The 15,488-nt window shown below is 28.0% G+C and carries 20 protein-coding genes, 1 tRNA gene and 1 rRNA gene; 10 read left to right on the plus strand and 12 right to left on the minus strand.

The features are described 5' to 3' along the window. Positions 1–2 precede the first annotated feature (2 nt). Positions 3–1,697 (minus strand): LIC_10190 family membrane protein, encoded by a 1,695-nt coding sequence (locus ACTTA6_RS00080; RefSeq protein ID WP_440613974.1) that lies wholly within the window; start codon positions 1,695–1,697, stop codon positions 3–5. A gap of 94 nt (positions 1,698–1,791) precedes the next feature. Here ACTTA6_RS00080 and ACTTA6_RS00085 point away from each other — a divergent pair, with 94 nt between their 5' ends. From ACTTA6_RS00085 to ACTTA6_RS00120, 8 genes are all read left to right on the plus strand, one after another. Next, positions 1,792–2,490, plus strand: a complete 699-nt coding sequence (locus ACTTA6_RS00085; protein WP_440613975.1) for a glycosyltransferase family 2 protein — start codon at positions 1,792–1,794, stop codon at positions 2,488–2,490. A gap of 39 nt (positions 2,491–2,529) precedes the next feature. Beyond that, positions 2,530–2,644 (plus strand): 5S ribosomal RNA (gene rrf / locus ACTTA6_RS00090). Between the two features lie 14 nt (positions 2,645–2,658). Next, the gene (gene ykgO, locus ACTTA6_RS00095) at positions 2,659–2,784 is read left to right on the plus strand and encodes a type B 50S ribosomal protein L36 (RefSeq protein WP_008545413.1); all 126 of its coding nucleotides are present in this window, start codon (positions 2,659–2,661) and stop codon (positions 2,782–2,784) included. Between the two features lie 3 nt (positions 2,785–2,787). Beyond that, the gene (locus ACTTA6_RS00100) at positions 2,788–2,898 is read left to right on the plus strand and encodes an aa3-type cytochrome c oxidase subunit IV (protein ID WP_440613976.1); all 111 of its coding nucleotides are present in this window, start codon (positions 2,788–2,790) and stop codon (positions 2,896–2,898) included. An 18-nt stretch (positions 2,899–2,916) separates the two neighbouring features. Then, positions 2,917–4,005: a Re/Si-specific NAD(P)(+) transhydrogenase subunit alpha gene (locus tag ACTTA6_RS00105; protein ID WP_440613977.1), complete on the plus strand. Its 1,089-nt coding sequence runs from the start codon at positions 2,917–2,919 to the stop codon at positions 4,003–4,005. A 4-nt stretch (positions 4,006–4,009) separates the two neighbouring features. Beyond that, entirely contained in the window at positions 4,010–4,318 is a 309-nt protein-coding gene (locus tag ACTTA6_RS00110; protein ID WP_262590263.1) for a proton-translocating transhydrogenase family protein, read from the plus strand. Positions 4,319–4,321: 3 nt separating this feature from the next. Further along, positions 4,322–5,716: an NAD(P)(+) transhydrogenase (Re/Si-specific) subunit beta gene (locus tag ACTTA6_RS00115; protein ID WP_440613978.1), complete on the plus strand. Its 1,395-nt coding sequence runs from the start codon at positions 4,322–4,324 to the stop codon at positions 5,714–5,716. A 5-nt stretch (positions 5,717–5,721) separates the two neighbouring features. After that, positions 5,722–6,420: a transaldolase family protein gene (locus ACTTA6_RS00120; RefSeq protein ID WP_440613979.1), complete on the plus strand. Its 699-nt coding sequence runs from the start codon at positions 5,722–5,724 to the stop codon at positions 6,418–6,420. A 6-nt stretch (positions 6,421–6,426) separates the two neighbouring features. On the opposite strand, the gene ACTTA6_RS00125 is transcribed toward ACTTA6_RS00120, so the two are convergent. The 11 genes from ACTTA6_RS00125 to tkt all read right to left on the minus strand — a co-directional run bounded on the left by ACTTA6_RS00125 (position 6,427) and on the right by tkt (position 14,674). Continuing rightward, a tRNA-Met gene (locus tag ACTTA6_RS00125) sits at positions 6,427–6,503 on the minus strand. Between the two features lie 6 nt (positions 6,504–6,509). Further along, entirely contained in the window at positions 6,510–6,704 is a 195-nt protein-coding gene (gene rpsU / locus ACTTA6_RS00130; protein ID WP_075484443.1) for a 30S ribosomal protein S21, read from the minus strand. A 63-nt stretch (positions 6,705–6,767) separates the two neighbouring features. Beyond that, positions 6,768–7,349 (minus strand): cell cycle transcriptional regulator TrcR, encoded by a 582-nt coding sequence (locus ACTTA6_RS00135; protein WP_440613980.1) that lies wholly within the window; start codon positions 7,347–7,349, stop codon positions 6,768–6,770. Next, complete coding sequence (gene rpmE / locus ACTTA6_RS00140) at positions 7,350–7,580, minus strand: 50S ribosomal protein L31 (RefSeq protein ID WP_075506043.1); 231 nt, start codon at positions 7,578–7,580, stop codon at positions 7,350–7,352. It abuts the gene before it with no gap. Positions 7,581–7,615: 35 nt separating this feature from the next. After that, entirely contained in the window at positions 7,616–8,356 is a 741-nt protein-coding gene (locus ACTTA6_RS00145; protein WP_440613981.1) for an inositol monophosphatase family protein, read from the minus strand. Position 8,357: 1 nt separating this feature from the next. After that, on the minus strand, positions 8,358–8,918 hold the full coding sequence (efp, locus tag ACTTA6_RS00150) for an elongation factor P (protein ID WP_440613982.1): 561 nt from the start codon (positions 8,916–8,918) through the stop codon (positions 8,358–8,360). After that, entirely contained in the window at positions 8,915–9,529 is a 615-nt protein-coding gene (thiE, locus tag ACTTA6_RS00155) for a thiamine phosphate synthase (RefSeq protein ID WP_440613983.1), read from the minus strand. The genes efp and thiE overlap by 4 nt, the downstream gene beginning before the upstream one ends. Further along, entirely contained in the window at positions 9,516–10,526 is a 1,011-nt protein-coding gene (locus ACTTA6_RS00160; protein ID WP_440613984.1) for a class I fructose-bisphosphate aldolase, read from the minus strand. Before ACTTA6_RS00160 ends, thiE begins: the two co-directional genes overlap by 14 nt. A gap of 1 nt (position 10,527) precedes the next feature. Then, entirely contained in the window at positions 10,528–11,703 is a 1,176-nt protein-coding gene (locus ACTTA6_RS00165; RefSeq protein ID WP_440613985.1) for a phosphoglycerate kinase, read from the minus strand. Next, positions 11,703–12,710: a type I glyceraldehyde-3-phosphate dehydrogenase gene (gene gap / locus ACTTA6_RS00170; protein ID WP_440613986.1), complete on the minus strand. Its 1,008-nt coding sequence runs from the start codon at positions 12,708–12,710 to the stop codon at positions 11,703–11,705. The genes ACTTA6_RS00165 and gap overlap by 1 nt, the downstream gene beginning before the upstream one ends. A gap of 2 nt (positions 12,711–12,712) precedes the next feature. Beyond that, the gene (tkt, locus tag ACTTA6_RS00175; protein WP_440613987.1) at positions 12,713–14,674 is read right to left on the minus strand and encodes a transketolase; all 1,962 of its coding nucleotides are present in this window, start codon (positions 14,672–14,674) and stop codon (positions 12,713–12,715) included. 53 nt (positions 14,675–14,727) lie between these two features. On the opposite strand from tkt, the gene ACTTA6_RS00180 reads away from it, so the two are divergent. Together ACTTA6_RS00180 and ACTTA6_RS00185 are read left to right on the plus strand one after the other, a co-directional pair. After that, positions 14,728–15,051, plus strand: coding sequence for a 5-formyltetrahydrofolate cyclo-ligase (locus tag ACTTA6_RS00180; protein ID WP_075506051.1), 324 nt, complete (start codon positions 14,728–14,730; stop codon positions 15,049–15,051). Beyond that, entirely contained in the window at positions 15,039–15,485 is a 447-nt protein-coding gene (locus ACTTA6_RS00185; RefSeq protein ID WP_440613988.1) for a cell division protein ZapA, read from the plus strand. Before ACTTA6_RS00180 ends, ACTTA6_RS00185 begins: the two co-directional genes overlap by 13 nt. Positions 15,486–15,488: the final 3 nt, after the last annotated feature.

Here is a 15,488-nt window from a genome sequence, read left to right on the forward strand (position 1 = left end):
AATTATTTTGTGATGCTATAGATATCAAAGGAAAACTTATTTATTTTTTCAATTTGATTTAGTTTAAAATTTGTGCAGGGAGGTCTGCTGTACATACATAATTCTCCACTACTATAATAATATAAATTTTGATTTCTTGATTTTATAATTTGAAAATTTTTTTCAATATTTTTATCTTCATCTTTTAATGAATAAATACGAGGCCATGGATATTCAAAATAATCTTGATTAAAATTATCAATTATTTTTATTGAATTTTTTGAAAAAAAACCAAAAAAAGCCAAAATAATAATGAAATTGAAGTATTTTTTATAAATAAAAAAATTTACTTTCTTGCAAATAAAAAATGCTAGTAAAATTATAGTTAGACAAACAAAGGAAGAGCCATATCTGTAAAGAGGAAATTTTAAAAACCAAAATAACAAGAAAATTAAATTAAAAACAATAATAAGTTTTAATGAAGAATTAATTTTATAATCATTTTTATTTTTTCCACCAGATTTAAAAAAATTATAATAAAAAAATATTATTGTTATTGTTAAAAAAATTATTAAAGGTAGCGTTTTTTCAAATATTTTCTTTAGATGATGGTTAGACCAAGTGCTTAGCCAATTAAAATTCTCATTATATTGCTTTTGATCAAAAATTTTTGGATTTTGATCACTCCATCCCTTCGACCAAGCCTCGCTAGCACTTATTACATTTGAAATATTTCTATCATCATAAAAGCTAAGTTTTGCAATGCAGGTAGATTTTATAGGGTATATAAAACAACCAGTTGTTAGAATATTTTTTATGATCCAGCTGGAAAAAAATAATGTACATAGAACAAAATTTTTATTTATTAAAATTTGTTTTTTTATTTTTGAATAAAAAAATAAAAATAGAGGGATTAAACCAGTCAATCCCATAAAAACTTTTAAAGATATTAAATAAACAGATATATAGGTAATTTTATAAAAATGAATTTCATCTATTTTCTTTAATTTGGATATTTTTAACAAAACAATAATTAAGAATAAATAGTAGAAATGAGCAGGTGCATCATTTCCATAACTACTATATCTATTAAAACTCAATATTACATAAATAAAAATAAAAAAAAATATTAAGCTATAAAATTTATTTGAGTTGAATGATTTAAGAAATTCTTTAACTGTGAACATTATAAATATTGAAGCTATAGAAGCTAATGGCATAGTTATAGATGATGTTGAAAATAAAATATTATTATAAATTGCTGAAAGATATTGAGCTGAAGATATATGGCCAAATCTAAAATGAATGTTAGAGACTCCTAAAATTATTTTACTTTCATTAATAATACTTATGTAGGGTAAGTGATATAAGCCAGCGTCAGGTCTATTTACATTTGCTAGAACAATTAAAACAAAAGATATTAAGGATGTATATAATAAAAATTTAATCGATGTTTTAACATTTTTTGATTTAAAAATAAAAAAAACAAAAATTATCAGTCCTGTTAAAATTGAAAAAGTTCCAACAATTTTATTTAGTGGTAAAAAAAAATTTATTAATAATGCTATGAAGCTTAAAAAAATTACACCGAATAGTGAAGTTTCATAGAAATTAATATTATCAGAAATTTTTTGGTTAAAAGATAAATAACAAAATACTAAACCATATGAAAATAGAATAATTGAGCTAATTAAGGATAAGATTATTATTTCTATCATTACAGGTTTTAATTTATTTTCTATGAATATTAATATAAAAGTTTTAACAAGTTTTATATTAATTAATTTTAGATTTTTTTAGTGATTACTCAAAATGTTGTTAACAGTAATTATACCTTGTTTTAATGAAGAAAATACTATCATAAAAATTTTAGAGAAAATTAACAATCAAAAAAATTACCTAAATATAGAAATTATTGTTTCAGATGATGGTTCCACGGATGAAACTATAAATTTATTAAAAAAAAATAAAAACTTGTATGATAAATTAGTTGATGGAAAAATAAATAAAGGCAAAGGCGCTGCAATTAAAAACTCACTAGAATTTATAAATGGAGATATAATTCTTATTCAAGATGCAGACCTAGAGTACGATCCACAAGATTATAAAAATCTTGTTGATCCAATTTTAAATAATGAATCAGAAGTGGTCTATGGTTCAAGAGTTTTAAAAAATGGTAGATATAAAAATAAACAATTTACATCTTTGTTTAGAATTCTTTGTAACCATATTCTTACGGAGGTATCAAATTTTGTTAATAATCAAAAACTTACTGATGCTCATACTTGTTACAAAGTATTTAATTCTAGGGTATTAAAATTGGTTAAACTAGAACAAAATGATTTTAGTTTTTGCCCAGAAATTAATACAAAATTATCTAATTTAAAAATTGATATAATAGAAGTTCCAATCAGTTATAATGGCCGCACATATAAAGACGGAAAAAAAATTCGGTTTATTGACGGTATAATTGCAATAATTACAATAATTAAATATAAATTTTTTAAATAATCTCACTTTACTTTGAAAGCTGTAATGATATAAGGCCTTGCCGGTGATTATTGCAAAGGTGTTATACCCGATCCCATTCCGAACTCGGAAGTCAAGCCCTTTAGCGCCGATGGTACTTTGTCTTAAGACATGGAAGAGTAGGTCATTGCCGGCATAAAATTCTAAAATATGAAAATTAAAAGTTCACTAAAATCTATAAAAAAAAGAGACTTGAATTCAAAGTTAGTCAGACGGAGAGGTAGAGTCTACGTAATAAATAAAACAAATCCTAAATTTAAAGCAAGACAAAAATAGTTTATGGATAACGAGAGCCATAAGAATACTTGGAATAATTTCACCAAGTTTGTTTTATGGGGAACAATTGCTGTAATTTTAGTTTTAGTTTTGATGGCAATATTCCTTTTATAACATTTAATAAATTTTATTATGAATTTATCTTCAATTTCTGAAAACCAAAATTTTGAAAAGAGGATAGCTATCACACCAGAGATAGCAAAAAAATATATAAGTTTAGGATTTAATTTAACATTATCAAATAATTATGGAGCTCATTTAGGTTTTAATGATGAAGATTATAAAAGTTTAGGAGTCAATTTTTTAGATAAAGATGAAGAAATAATTAAAAAATCTGAGATTGTTGTTCAACTAGGATTACCAGATGAAGAAAAATTATCTTTATTTAAAGAAAACCAAACTTTGATTGGTTCATTGAATGCTTTTTTAAATAAAGAGAAGTTAGAAAATTTAAAATCAAAAAAAATAAATTGTTTTTCCTTAGAGATGCTTCCAAGAATAACAAGAGCACAATCTATGGATATCTTATCGTCACAAGCTAACTTAGCAGGTTATAAAGCAGTAGTTGAAGCTTTTCAAGCTTATGAGAGAGCAATACCAATGATGATGACTGCGGCTGGAACAATTCCTGCAGCAAAAGTATTAGTAGTTGGAGCAGGTGTTGCTGGATTGCAAGCAATTGCAACTGCAAAAAGAATGGGGGCTGTTGTATTTGCAACTGATGTAAGAATGGCATCTAAAGAACAAGTTGAAAGTTTAGGTGGCAAGTTTCTTACAGTTGAGGGATCAGAGAACTTAGAAACTGAAGGTGGTTACGCAAAGGAGGCTTCAGATGAGTTTAAAAAGAAACAGGAAGAATTATTATCAGAGACATTAAAAAAAATTGATATAATAATTTGCACTGCTTTAATTCCAGGAAGAGAAGCTCCAAAGATTATTAAAGAAGATATGTTCAAAAATTTACAACCAGGATCAGTGATTTATGACTTAGCAGCCGTTCAAGGAGGAAATACGGTTTTTACTGAAGTTGATAAAACTGTTGAAAAAGATGGTGTTAAAATTTTAGGGGAGGCAAATATACTAAACAAATTACCTGTATCAGCTTCTAATTTGTATGCTAAGAATGTGTTCAATTTTATCTCTAATTTATATGATAAAGAAAACAAGAAATTAAATTTTAATTTAGAAGATGAAATAATAGAGAAAACACTTATTAAATAGAATTATGGAAATAGATCCTTTTATATTCAGATTGAGCATATTTATATTGTCAATATTTGTTGGATATTATGTGGTGTGGAGTGTAACCCCCTCATTACATACACCATTGATGTCAGTAACTAATGCAATTTCCTCAGTAATTATCGTTGGTGCAATCATTGCAGCTTTATCGGGGAGTGATGGAGTAGTGTTTTCATCATCAAGTATTTATGGATTTTTAGCGATTATTTTAGCAGCTGTTAATATTTTTGGTGGATTTTTAGTTACCCAAAGAATGTTAGCTATGTATAAAAAAAAGAAAAAGGATAAATAACTAATGTCAGCAAATTTATCTGCAATTTTATATTTAGTATCTGGGGTATTGTTTATCTTGGCTTTAAGAGGATTGTCATCTCCAGAAACCTCAAGACAAGGAAATTTATTTGGAATAATCGGAATGGTTATTGCTGTAACAGTTACATTTCTTTCTGTCGGAAATTTTTCATCAGGATTTATTTATGTTTTAATATTTTTAGCAATTGGAGGAAGTATTGGCGCATTTATAGCATATCGTATACCAATGACGGCAATGCCAGAATTAGTTGCAGGTTTTCATAGTTTGGTTGGACTAGCAGCAGTATTTGTTGCAATATCTGCATTTATTAATCCTGCTGCATTTAATCTTGGTGCACCTGGCAATATTAAGCTTGCGAGCTTGATTGAAATGGCAATAGGAGCAGCAGTTGGTGCAATTACTTTTTCTGGATCAGTTATAGCTTTCTTAAAATTACAGGGAATAATGTCTGGAGCGCCTATTACTTTTAAAGGTCAGCATTTATTAAATGCTTTGTTATTAATAGTAATTGTAATACTTACAATTTATCTTTGTTCTACTCAATCACCTAATTTATTTTGGATATTAATTGCTGTTTCTTTTTTAATAGGATTTCTAATTATTATTCCTATTGGTGGTGCGGATATGCCAGTTGTAATCTCAATGTTAAATTCATATTCAGGTTGGGCTGCAGCAGGAATAGGATTTACTTTAGAAAATACTGCTTTAATTATTACAGGTGCTTTAGTTGGATCATCTGGCGCAATACTCTCTTACATAATGTGTAAAGGAATGAACAGATCATTCTTTAACGTAATATTAGGTGGTTTTGGTGCTACAGACCAATCAACTGGAGGTCAAACTAAAGAACAAAGACCAGTAAAAAGTGGCAATGCAGATGACGCAGCTTTTTTAATGAAAAATGCTTCTTCAGTTATAATTGTTCCAGGATATGGAATGGCTGTTGCGCAAGCTCAACATGCTCTTAGAGAGATGGTAGATACGTTAAAGAAAAATGATATTAAGGTTTCATACGCTATTCATCCAGTTGCAGGACGAATGCCTGGACACATGAATGTATTGTTGGCAGAAGCAAATGTGCCATACGATGAAGTATTTGAATTAGAGGAGATTAATAACGATTTTGCAAATGCAGATGTTGCATTTGTAATTGGTGCAAATGACGTTACTAATCCTGTAGCAAAAACAGACCCACAAAGTCCAATATATGGAATGCCAGTTTTAGATGTGGAGAAATGTAAGTCAGTATTATTTGTTAAAAGAAGTTTATCCCCTGGATACGCAGGAATTGATAACGATTTGTTCTATAAAGAGAACACTTTAATGTTATTCGCAGATGCAAAAAAAATGACTGAAGATATAACAAAGAATTTATAGATCTTATGATTACTAAAATTTTTTGTGATATTGCAGATATTTCATCTATTAAAAAATTTAATAAAAAATCAATTGTAAAAGGATTTACCACAAATCCAAGTTTAATGAGAAAAGCTGGAGCAAAAGATTACAAATCATACTCTAAACAAATACTTAAAGTTTGTAAAATTAAACCAATTTCATTTGAAGTGTTTGCTGATGATCAAAAATCTATGATTGAACAAGGAAAAGAAATAAATACTTGGGGAGAAAATGTATACGTCAAAGTTCCAGTAGTTAATTCAAAAAATAAATTTTCAGGTAAAGTTATTAAAGAGTTAAATAGTAAAAATATTAAGTTGAATATAACAGCAGTATACACAGCTAAACAAACTTCAAAAATACTTAAAGTAATAAATAAAAAAACAAATGTAATTATATCTATTTTTGCTGGAAGGGCAGGAGACGTTGGTAAAGATCCAATTCCAGAATTTGTTAAAAGTATAAAATTAGCAAAGAAATTTAAAAATGTAGAAATCTTATGGGCTAGTGTGAGAGAACCTTATAATTTTTTGCAAGCTAAACAATTAGGATGTAATATAATTACTATCCCGCCAACTTTAATTGAAAAAATTGAAAAGTTCGGTAAGTCTTTTAATCAGCTAACTGTTGAAACAGTCAAAGCATTTCTAATCGATAGCAAAAAATCTAATTTTAAATTATAGCTAAATTGGTTGCGGGGGACGGATTTGAACCGCCGACCTTCAGGTTATGAGCCTGACGAGCTACCAGACTGCTCCACCCCGCGATATATTTAAATTCTATTCTTAAGTTTGTTTAACTTTTTAACTCTTTTAATGTTTTCTTGAAGAATTCTTTTTTTCTTTTCGGAAGGTTTTTCGTATGTATTTTTTAATTTAATAACCTTAAAGAAACCATCTCTTTGCAGTTTTCTTTTTAATACTCTTAATGCTTGTTCAACATTATTATCTTTAACTTCTATTTTAATAACTACCTCCGAAAAAGTGGTTTGTTATCACTTTTATTAATTTATGTCTATTAGTTTTGTTCATTATATACTTGTTTGATTAACTTTATTTTGTTTTTCTTTTTCTTTTTTTTCTCTCTTAATTCTTCTTTCAGCTTTTTCTATTGCGTCTATCAGATCTTTTTGAGAAAATAAATTTAATGCTACAGGATCTTTTGGGTTAAGATTGTTGTAATTCCAATAACTTTTATTTCTTATTGAAGTTACAGAATTTTTTGTAATTCCAACCAATTTAGCTATTTGTGAATCTTTTAAAATATTATGCTGTCTTATAAGCCACAAAGCAGAATCTGGCTTGTCTTGTCTTTTTGAAAGAGGGATATATTTTTTTATTTTCTTTTCATCATTTGAAATCTCAATATCACTACTTTTGATTTGTAGTGGTCTGCTCTCATCTTTAGATGATAGTTCTATTTCCTCTCTTGAAAGTTGTCCTGAAATAATTGGATTATAAGCTTTAATCCCTTTCGCAACCTCACCATCTGCTATACCTTGTATCTCTACTTCGTGTAGTTTACAAAAATCTGCTATCTGTTTGAATGTTAGAGTCGTATTTTCTACTAACCAAACGGCTGTAGCCATTGGCATTAGAGGCGCATTTGACATTTAATTTTTCTTTTCCGATTTAAAGTTTTGAAATTTTTTATTAAATTTACTTATTCGACCTTTATCCATCAATTTCTGTTTTCCACCTGTCCAAGCAGCGTGTGATTTTGGATCAATTTCAAGTTTAAGCAAATCACCTTCAGCACCCCAAGTTGATTTAGTTTCAAATTGTGTACCGTCAGTCATTTCTACTTTTATAGTATGATAATTTGGATGAATATTTTTTTTCATGCGGAGACTTATAGCAAAAGAATTTTTTAAAACAATTAAAAGTTAACTAATTTTTCAAGCATTTTATCGTTAATTGCACTACTTGAAGCTCGTATATCAATACTTTTTATATCAAATTTGTTAATTTCGTTAACTATTCCACCAGCCTCTTTAACCATTAAAGCACCAGCTGCTACATCCCAAATATTAATTTTATTATGAAAAAAACCATCAAGTCTTCCAGAGGCTACATATGCAAGATCAAGCGCTGCACATCCACTACATCTCATATTTAGATCACTAAATTTTGTACCTTCATGATTACTTGAGAATAAACAATCTTCAGTAGAAGTTTTTTTTGACACTCTTAGTCTTTGATTGTTCAAGTATGCTCCCTTATTTCTTTCAGAAAAAAACATTTCATCTTTTATTGGATCAAAAATTAATCCACTTATAACTTCGTTGTTTGACATGTGCGCAATACAAATAGCGAAGTGAGGAATACCGTGAAGAAAATTAGTTGTTCCATCTATTGGATCAATAATCCAAAAATTTTCTTTATCCTTGTTATTTATCTTGCCAGTTTCTTCTGTAATAAATGAGTAATTTTTTTTTGATTTAGATAATTCTTCAATTAAAATTTTTTCTACATTTTTATCTGTTTTTGTAACAAAATCATAAGGACCCTTTTTAGAAACCTGTAATTTTTCCACTTCACCAAAATCTCTTATCACTGATTTAGATGCTTTTTCAGCAGCTTTTATCATCAAGTTAAGATTCGAAGATATAGATAACATTTCAAATCTTTTTTACGTACTCTAAATTTCTGGTATCAACAATGACTTCGTCACCAGCTTCTATGAATGGTGGAACTTGAATATTTAAACCATTATCTAAAGTGGCAGGCTTGTAAGACGAAGATACAGTTTGACCTTTTAATGCTGCATCAGTAGTTTCTATTTTACAATGTACCTGATTTGGTAATTCAACTGAAATTGGATTTTCATTATAAAAACTTACAGATACTTCAAGATTTTCAGTTAATAATTTACCCTGCTCTCCAATGATTTCTTTTTTAATTTCAATTTGTTCAAAAGTTTTAGGTTCCATAAAAAAGTAATTAGTATCGTCTTCATACATATAATTGTATTTATTTTCATCTAATGATGCTTTTTCTACAGTTTCACTAGATCTAAATCTTTCATTTAGTTTGGTATTTTTACCAACACTTTTCATTTCTACTTGTGCAAATGCACCACCTTTTCCAGGTTTTACATGTTGTGTTTTTAGAACTTGCCAAAGATCATTTTTATATTCTAAAAGCATCCCAACTCTAATTTCACTTGCATTTATTTTCATATTAAACTTTCTATAGCTTCTTTAGGTTTGTATTTTTTATTATTCCAAATGTAGCCTGAGATAGCTAAAAAATTTGCATTGTTCAATAAAAGTTTTTTATAGTTCTCATTTGTTATTCCACCTATAGCTACGATGGGAATATTTGTTAATTTTTTTACTTTATTCAAAGTTTTTATATTAGCCCTGTATTTAGCTTTTTTTGTTTTCGTTGGAAAAAAAGCACCAAACGCAATGTAATTAGCTCTATTTTTAATTGCTTCTTTTGCAATTTTAATTGAGTTGTGACATGTTATTCCAATAATTTTATTTCCAATTATTTTTTTGGCTTCTTTAATATTCATATCTTTTTGCCCTAAATGACATCCATCAGCATCCAATTTTTTCGCAAGAACTGGGTCATCATTAACAATAAATTTTACATTATTTTTTTTACATAATTGTCTGATCTTTTTTCCTATCAAAATTTTTTTTTTAAATGAGTATTTTTTAAATCTCATTTGAAAAAAACTTATTTTACTTGATTTCAATACCTCATTCAGCATCTTGTAAAAATTTTTTGTTATTTTATTTGGAGAGATAAGATAAATAAATTTTTTTTTATTTATTCTCAAGATCTTTTGTCCATTTTCCTTGAGCAGCTAAAGTACACATTCTTGCTCTATGATTAAACACATCCTGTGTTTCGTTAGTTTTAGCGTTGTCTTTAGACCAAAATTTAAGTGCACTTTGTTGTAAAGCTCGACCATATGAATAGGTCATTATAAAATTTGTACTATTGTTTTTGCTAATTAAATTGAGATTTTCTGTTGCTTCTACTTCGGATTGACCTCCAGACAGGAAAGCAATTCCTGGTACTTCTGTAGGTACTGAATTTTTAAGACATTCGAGTGTCTTGTCTGAAACTTCTTCATTAGAGATTTTGTTTTTTGAGTTACTTCCAGCTAAAATCATATTTGGTTTTAATATGATCCCTGATAAATCAATTTTATGCATAATTAATTCCTCAAAACATTTTTTTATAACTTCTGAAGTTTTTTCCAAACACTCATCAGCTGAATGATCACCATCCATTAAAACTTCTGGTTCTACTATAGGAACCATTTCACATTCTTGAACTAAAGCGGCATATCTTGCAAGTGCATGAGCATTAGAATGAATTGCAAGTTTGCTAGGATAGTTATTGCTTATCGAATAAACACCTCTCCATTTTGTAAATCTTGCACCAAGCTCATAGTATTTTTTTAATCTTTCTCTTAGCCCGTCTAGTCCTTCTGTAATTTTTTCCTCTGGAGAGTTTGCTAAAATTTTTGCACCTGTATCTACTTTAATTCCAGGTACTGCTCCACTAGCAGAGATTAATTCAGGAATTGATTTACCTAAACTTGAAATTTGGTTTATTGTTTCATCGTATAAGATCACACCACCGATACAATCTTTCATGCTTTCTGAACTTAAAAGTGTTTCTCTAAAAGAGAGTCTGTTTTTTGGTGTAGACTCAATATTTACAGCCTCAAGTCTTTTTGTCATAGTTCCGTTACTTTCATCTGCCGCAAATATTCCTTTGCCATTTGAAAGTATTTTAAGAGCTATTTTATTTAGTTCTGACATATCAATTCAAGGAGCTTATACCAGGAAGTTCTTTTCCTTCAAGATATTCCAAAAATGCTCCACCTGCAGTTGAAACAAAATTAAAGTCATTAACAGCATTCAAAGAATTAATTAATGAAACGGTATCTCCACCACCTACAACAGAGTAAATTTTATCTTCTTTATTTTTTTCAACTATTTTTTTTGCAATTGCAGCACTTCCATTAGCAAAATTAGGATTTTCAAAATATCCAGCAGGACCGTTCCATAATATGGTATTTGTATTATCAATAATATTACATATACTTTCAATAGTTTTTGGACCTATATCCAAAATCATTTCATCTAATTTAATTTGATTCAATTCTTTAATTTTAGGCTGACCATTTAAACCATTTGCCACTATTACATCTTCTGGAAAAATTATATTACATTTTTTTTCTTTTGAATATGAGAGTATGTCATTAACTATAGAATTAACATTTTCTTCTTTAAGAGATTTTCCAATGTTGTATCCATCGTGTTCAATTAAGTTATTCGCCATTGCACCTACAATTATTATGTTATCAAATTTTGGAATTAAATTTTTAATAATATTAATTTTAGTAGAAATTTTAGATCCTCCAATTATGCAAGTAACAGGTTTAATTATATTAGATGTAATTTTTTTTAATGCACCAATCTCTAAATCTAGTTGTAATCCTGAAAAAGACGGTAAAAATTTTGAAATTTCACAAACAGATGTATGAGCTCTATGTGAGCATGAAAAAGCATCATTTACATAAATATCACCTAAACTTGCTAAATGTTTTGCAAAATTAGTGTCATTTTTTTCTTCTTCTGGATAAAATCTAATATTTTCAATTAATAAAATTTTTTCACTGAAATTATCAAGTAAGTCTTTATTTATCTCATAAATACTTTTTTCAATAAGGTTTATTTTTTCATTTAATTTTTTTTCTATATCATTTTGAATTGGTTTTAACGAAAGATCTTTAATTACTTTTCCTTTAGGTCGACCAACGTGAGATAAGATAACTATTTTTGAATTTTGCTCTAATAAAAATTCTATTGTTGGAAGAACTTTGTCAATTCTCGTTGTATCAGTTATCTCACCATTGTTAAGAGGGACATTTAAATCCAATCTTAAAATAACTTTTTTACCTTGTAGGTTGGTTAGTTTGGAAACACTTTGCATTAAGAATTTTGATGAATAAATTCTGCAATATCACACATACGATTTGAGAAACCCCATTCATTATCATACCATGCTGAAATTTTACCCATATTGTCTCCAACAACATTGGTAAGAGATCCATCAACAATCGCAGATGCAGGATTATGATTAAAATCTATTGATACTAACTTTTCATGAGTGATTTCTAATACATTTTTAAGATTATTTTTTGATGCTAATTCAAATGATTTATTTATATTTTCTTTGTTGATATTTTTTTTTGTACAGAAAACTAATTCTACAAGTGAAACATTTGGGGTAGGTACTCTCATTGCAACTCCCTCTAATTTACCTTTCAAGCTAGGAATTATTTCACCAATTGCTTTTGATGAACCAGTAGATGTTGGGACAATTGATTGACTTGCTGATCTTGCTCTTCTTGGGTCTTTATGTGAATTATCCAGAATTCTTTGATCACTTGTAAACGCATGAATAGTGGTCATAAACCCTTTTTCAATTTCAAAATTTTCATTTAGTGTATGTACAACTGGAGCCAAACAGTTTGTGGTGCATGATGCGGCTGAGATTATTTGGTCCTTACTGGTTATATCTTTTTCATTTACACCAAATACAATTGTTTTATCTGCGTTTTTACATGGCGCAGATACTATTACTTTTTTTGCTCCATTTTTAACATGAGCTAAAAGTTTTTCTTTAGAATTAAATTTTCCTGTACACTCAAAAACATAATCAACATCAAATTTTTTCCAGTCTATGTTTTCAATATTAGACTCCTGTGAAAATGTAATTTTTTCATTATTTATTATTAAGTGATTTTCATCAAAATCTAAATCAGCATCAAATCTACCATGAATTGAGTCATATTTTATTAATGTACAAGTAGTCTCAGAATTTGATCTATTGTTTATGTGTTGTATTTTTATTTTTTTATCCTGGTTTTCTATAATTGATCGAACTACCATTCGACCAATTCTACCCATTCCATTAATTCCAACTTTAATTGTCATAATTAATTTTTAATTAAATTTTTTGATTTATTGGTTATATTTTCTTTTGTTAGCCCAAAATATTTATATATTTCTTTAAATGGTGCACTTTTACCAAATTCATTAATTCCAAAATTCTTTCCATTTTCACCAACATACTTTTTCCAACAATCACTTGAACCAGCTTCTATAGAGATTTTATTTTTGGTTTCATTTAGTATTTTATTTCTATAAGTTTTACTTTGTTTATCAAAAAGCTCCATACAAGGTACTGATATAACTTTAGAATAAATTTTATCTTTAGCAAGTTTATGGCTAGCCTCGATTGCAAGATTTACTTCTGAACCACTTGCCAAAATTGTTAATTTAATTTTCTTATTTGTTCTAAGCACCTCATAAGCTCCAAGTGAACATTTATTATTTGAGGAATATTTTTTTCTAATCGGATTTAAATTTTGTCTTGTTAGAGACAACACACTTGGGGTCTTTGTAGTTTTTAAAGCATGCTCCCAGCATTCAATTGTTTCAATTCTGTCTGCAGGTCTAAATACATTAAGGTTTGGAATTGATCTTAAACCAGATAATTGCTCAATTGGCTGATGTGTTGGTCCATCTTCACCTAAGCCTATTGAATCATGTGTCATTACATAAATAACTCTTTGTTGCATTAGAGCTGACAATCTTATTGATGGTTTGCAGTAATCAGAAAATATTAAAAAAGTTCCACCATAAGGAATAAAATTACTATGGAGTGCGATCCCATTCATAACTCCACTCATTGCATGTTCTCTTACACCATAGTGAATATAATTTCCCTCAAAATTACCTGGTGTAATAATTTTATGTTTTTTTGTTTTTGTATTGTTAGATCCAGCCAAATCTGCAGAACCACCAATAAGATTATTATTTGAATTGGTTAATGCGCTTAAAGTTAACTCAGAACATTTTCTTGTTGCTAAGCTTTTAGGTTCTTTGATTGCAAGTTTCTTTTCTGTATTTAAAACATTTTTAAAGTTATTATTATTTTTGATTAGATTTAATTTTTTACTTTGTTTTTTAGTTAATTTGTCCCATTTTTTTTCAATTAACTGACCCTTTCTTCCAATAGCTCTCCATTGGTCTAATAATTTATTTGGAATTTCAAAAGGTTTATATTTCCATTTAAGTAATTTTCTTACTAATTTAATTTCATCTAATCCCAAAGGACTACCATGTGAAGACGACTTACCAGATTTATTTGGAGAACCATATCCAATTTTTGTTTTACAAGAAATTACTGTTGGTTTTTTTGCATTTTGAACTCTTTTTAAAGCTCTATAAATATGATTTTGATTGTGACCATCAATTAATATGTAATCCCATCCATAGCTTTCAAATCTTTTTTTAAAATTATCTGATACAGTAAGGCTTGTTGGACCATCAATTGAAATATTATTATTATCGAAAAGCATCACCAAATTTTTTAATTTTAAGTGACCAGCTAAACTCATTGCTTCGTGACTAATACCTTCCATTAAGCAACCATCGCCAGCTAGAACATAAGTTTTGTGATTAATTAGATTTTTACCTAATTTTTTTTTGAGGATTTCTTCAGCTATTGCAAATCCAACTGCATTAGCTATTCCTTGTCCAAGTGGTCCAGTGGTTGTTTCAATTCCAGTTTTTGGATGATACTCTGGATGACCTGCACAAATGGATTTTAGTTGTCTAAACTTTTTAATCGAATTTAACGAAATACTTTTATAACCAGTTAAGTATAATAATGAATAAAGAAGCATTGAGCCATGCCCAGCTGATAAAACAAATCTATCTCTATTTATCCAATTTGGATTTTGTGGATTGAATTTTAAAAAATACCTAAAAAGTACTGTCGCAACGTCCGCCATACCCATTGGCATTCCTGGGTGGCCAGAATTAGCTTTTTGAACTGCATCAATAGATAAAAATCTAATACAATTTGCTAAATCGTTATGTATTTTACTCAAAATTATCCTGACTAGACTAAGAAGATTCTATTTAATATTATAAGTATATATATATGAATTCTATAAACGAAAAAGAAAAAAAACTTAATCAAGCTTTAGAAGAATTAAAAAATTTAGATCTAACTAATCCAGATTTGAAAAATAATATTCAAAATCTTAATTTGCAAAAAAATCAATTAGAGATTGAAAAAAATGAGCTAGAAAAAAAATATAAAGAGCTATCAGATCAGAACGAAATTTTGTCAAAAAGATTAGATGAGTTCAGAAGTAAAGAAAAGGCTGAAGAAAGAAAACAAATAGAGTTTTCTGAGAAAATTGATGAATTAAATCAAGAAACAGATACTTTGTTGGAAGAGATTGATAAATGGCAAATGTAAGTATTAAATTTAATAATAAAGAGTTTTTACTATCTTGTGATGATGGGCAAGAGGAACATCTAGAAGAATTGTTAATACAAATAAACCAAAAATTTAATCATTTAAAAAATGATCTTGGCAATTTAGGAGAGAATAAACTCTTATTAATTACGGCAGTTAAAATAATGGATGAATACTACGAAACAAAAAAGAAAGTTGAACAAAAAAAACAAGAATTAAAAGATTTATCAAATAAATTTAAGGAATTAAAAACTCTAATTTATGAATATAAAGATAAAAAAGAAGAAGAAATAAAAGAGTTAAATTTAAATCATGATAAATTAAAAATCGAGATTGAAACTAATCAAAAAAAATATGAAGATTTAATTGATACTGCAGCAGAGAAAATTTCAAGTTTTGTGGAAAAAGCAAAACAAGAAAATTTACCTCAATAAATT

Origin of the sequence: Candidatus Pelagibacter sp. HIMB1636 (genome assembly GCF_052047675.1) — a bacterium.
Classification (GTDB): Bacteria; Pseudomonadota; Alphaproteobacteria; order Pelagibacterales; family Pelagibacteraceae; genus Pelagibacter.

What these genes read in the sequence shown, in the direction of transcription:
- ACTTA6_RS00080 (WP_440613974.1), bottom strand. Translation starts at nt 1,697, where the DNA reads ATGATAGAAATAATAATCTTATCCTTAATTAGCTCAATTATTCTATTT.
- ACTTA6_RS00085 (WP_440613975.1), top strand. Translation starts at nt 1,792, where the DNA reads ATGTTGTTAACAGTAATTATACCTTGTTTTAATGAAGAAAATACTATC.
- ykgO (WP_008545413.1), top strand. Translation starts at nt 2,659, where the DNA reads ATGAAAATTAAAAGTTCACTAAAATCTATAAAAAAAAGAGACTTGAAT.
- ACTTA6_RS00100 (WP_440613976.1), top strand. Translation starts at nt 2,788, where the DNA reads ATGGATAACGAGAGCCATAAGAATACTTGGAATAATTTCACCAAGTTT.
- ACTTA6_RS00105 (WP_440613977.1), top strand. Translation starts at nt 2,917, where the DNA reads ATGAATTTATCTTCAATTTCTGAAAACCAAAATTTTGAAAAGAGGATA.
- ACTTA6_RS00110 (WP_262590263.1), top strand. Translation starts at nt 4,010, where the DNA reads ATGGAAATAGATCCTTTTATATTCAGATTGAGCATATTTATATTGTCA.
- ACTTA6_RS00115 (WP_440613978.1), top strand. Translation starts at nt 4,322, where the DNA reads ATGTCAGCAAATTTATCTGCAATTTTATATTTAGTATCTGGGGTATTG.
- ACTTA6_RS00120 (WP_440613979.1), top strand. Translation starts at nt 5,722, where the DNA reads ATGATTACTAAAATTTTTTGTGATATTGCAGATATTTCATCTATTAAA.
- ACTTA6_RS00135 (WP_440613980.1), bottom strand. Translation starts at nt 7,349, where the DNA reads ATGTCAAATGCGCCTCTAATGCCAATGGCTACAGCCGTTTGGTTAGTA.
- rpmE (WP_075506043.1), bottom strand. Translation starts at nt 7,580, where the DNA reads ATGAAAAAAAATATTCATCCAAATTATCATACTATAAAAGTAGAAATG.
- ACTTA6_RS00145 (WP_440613981.1), bottom strand. Translation starts at nt 8,356, where the DNA reads ATGTTATCTATATCTTCGAATCTTAACTTGATGATAAAAGCTGCTGAA.
- efp (WP_440613982.1), bottom strand. Translation starts at nt 8,918, where the DNA reads ATGAAAATAAATGCAAGTGAAATTAGAGTTGGGATGCTTTTAGAATAT.
- ACTTA6_RS00160 (WP_440613984.1), bottom strand. Translation starts at nt 10,526, where the DNA reads ATGTCAGAACTAAATAAAATAGCTCTTAAAATACTTTCAAATGGCAAA.
- ACTTA6_RS00165 (WP_440613985.1), bottom strand. Translation starts at nt 11,703, where the DNA reads ATGCAAAGTGTTTCCAAACTAACCAACCTACAAGGTAAAAAAGTTATT.
- gap (WP_440613986.1), bottom strand. Translation starts at nt 12,710, where the DNA reads ATGACAATTAAAGTTGGAATTAATGGAATGGGTAGAATTGGTCGAATG.
- ACTTA6_RS00180 (WP_075506051.1), top strand. Translation starts at nt 14,728, where the DNA reads ATGAATTCTATAAACGAAAAAGAAAAAAAACTTAATCAAGCTTTAGAA.
- ACTTA6_RS00185 (WP_440613988.1), top strand. Translation starts at nt 15,039, where the DNA reads ATGGCAAATGTAAGTATTAAATTTAATAATAAAGAGTTTTTACTATCT.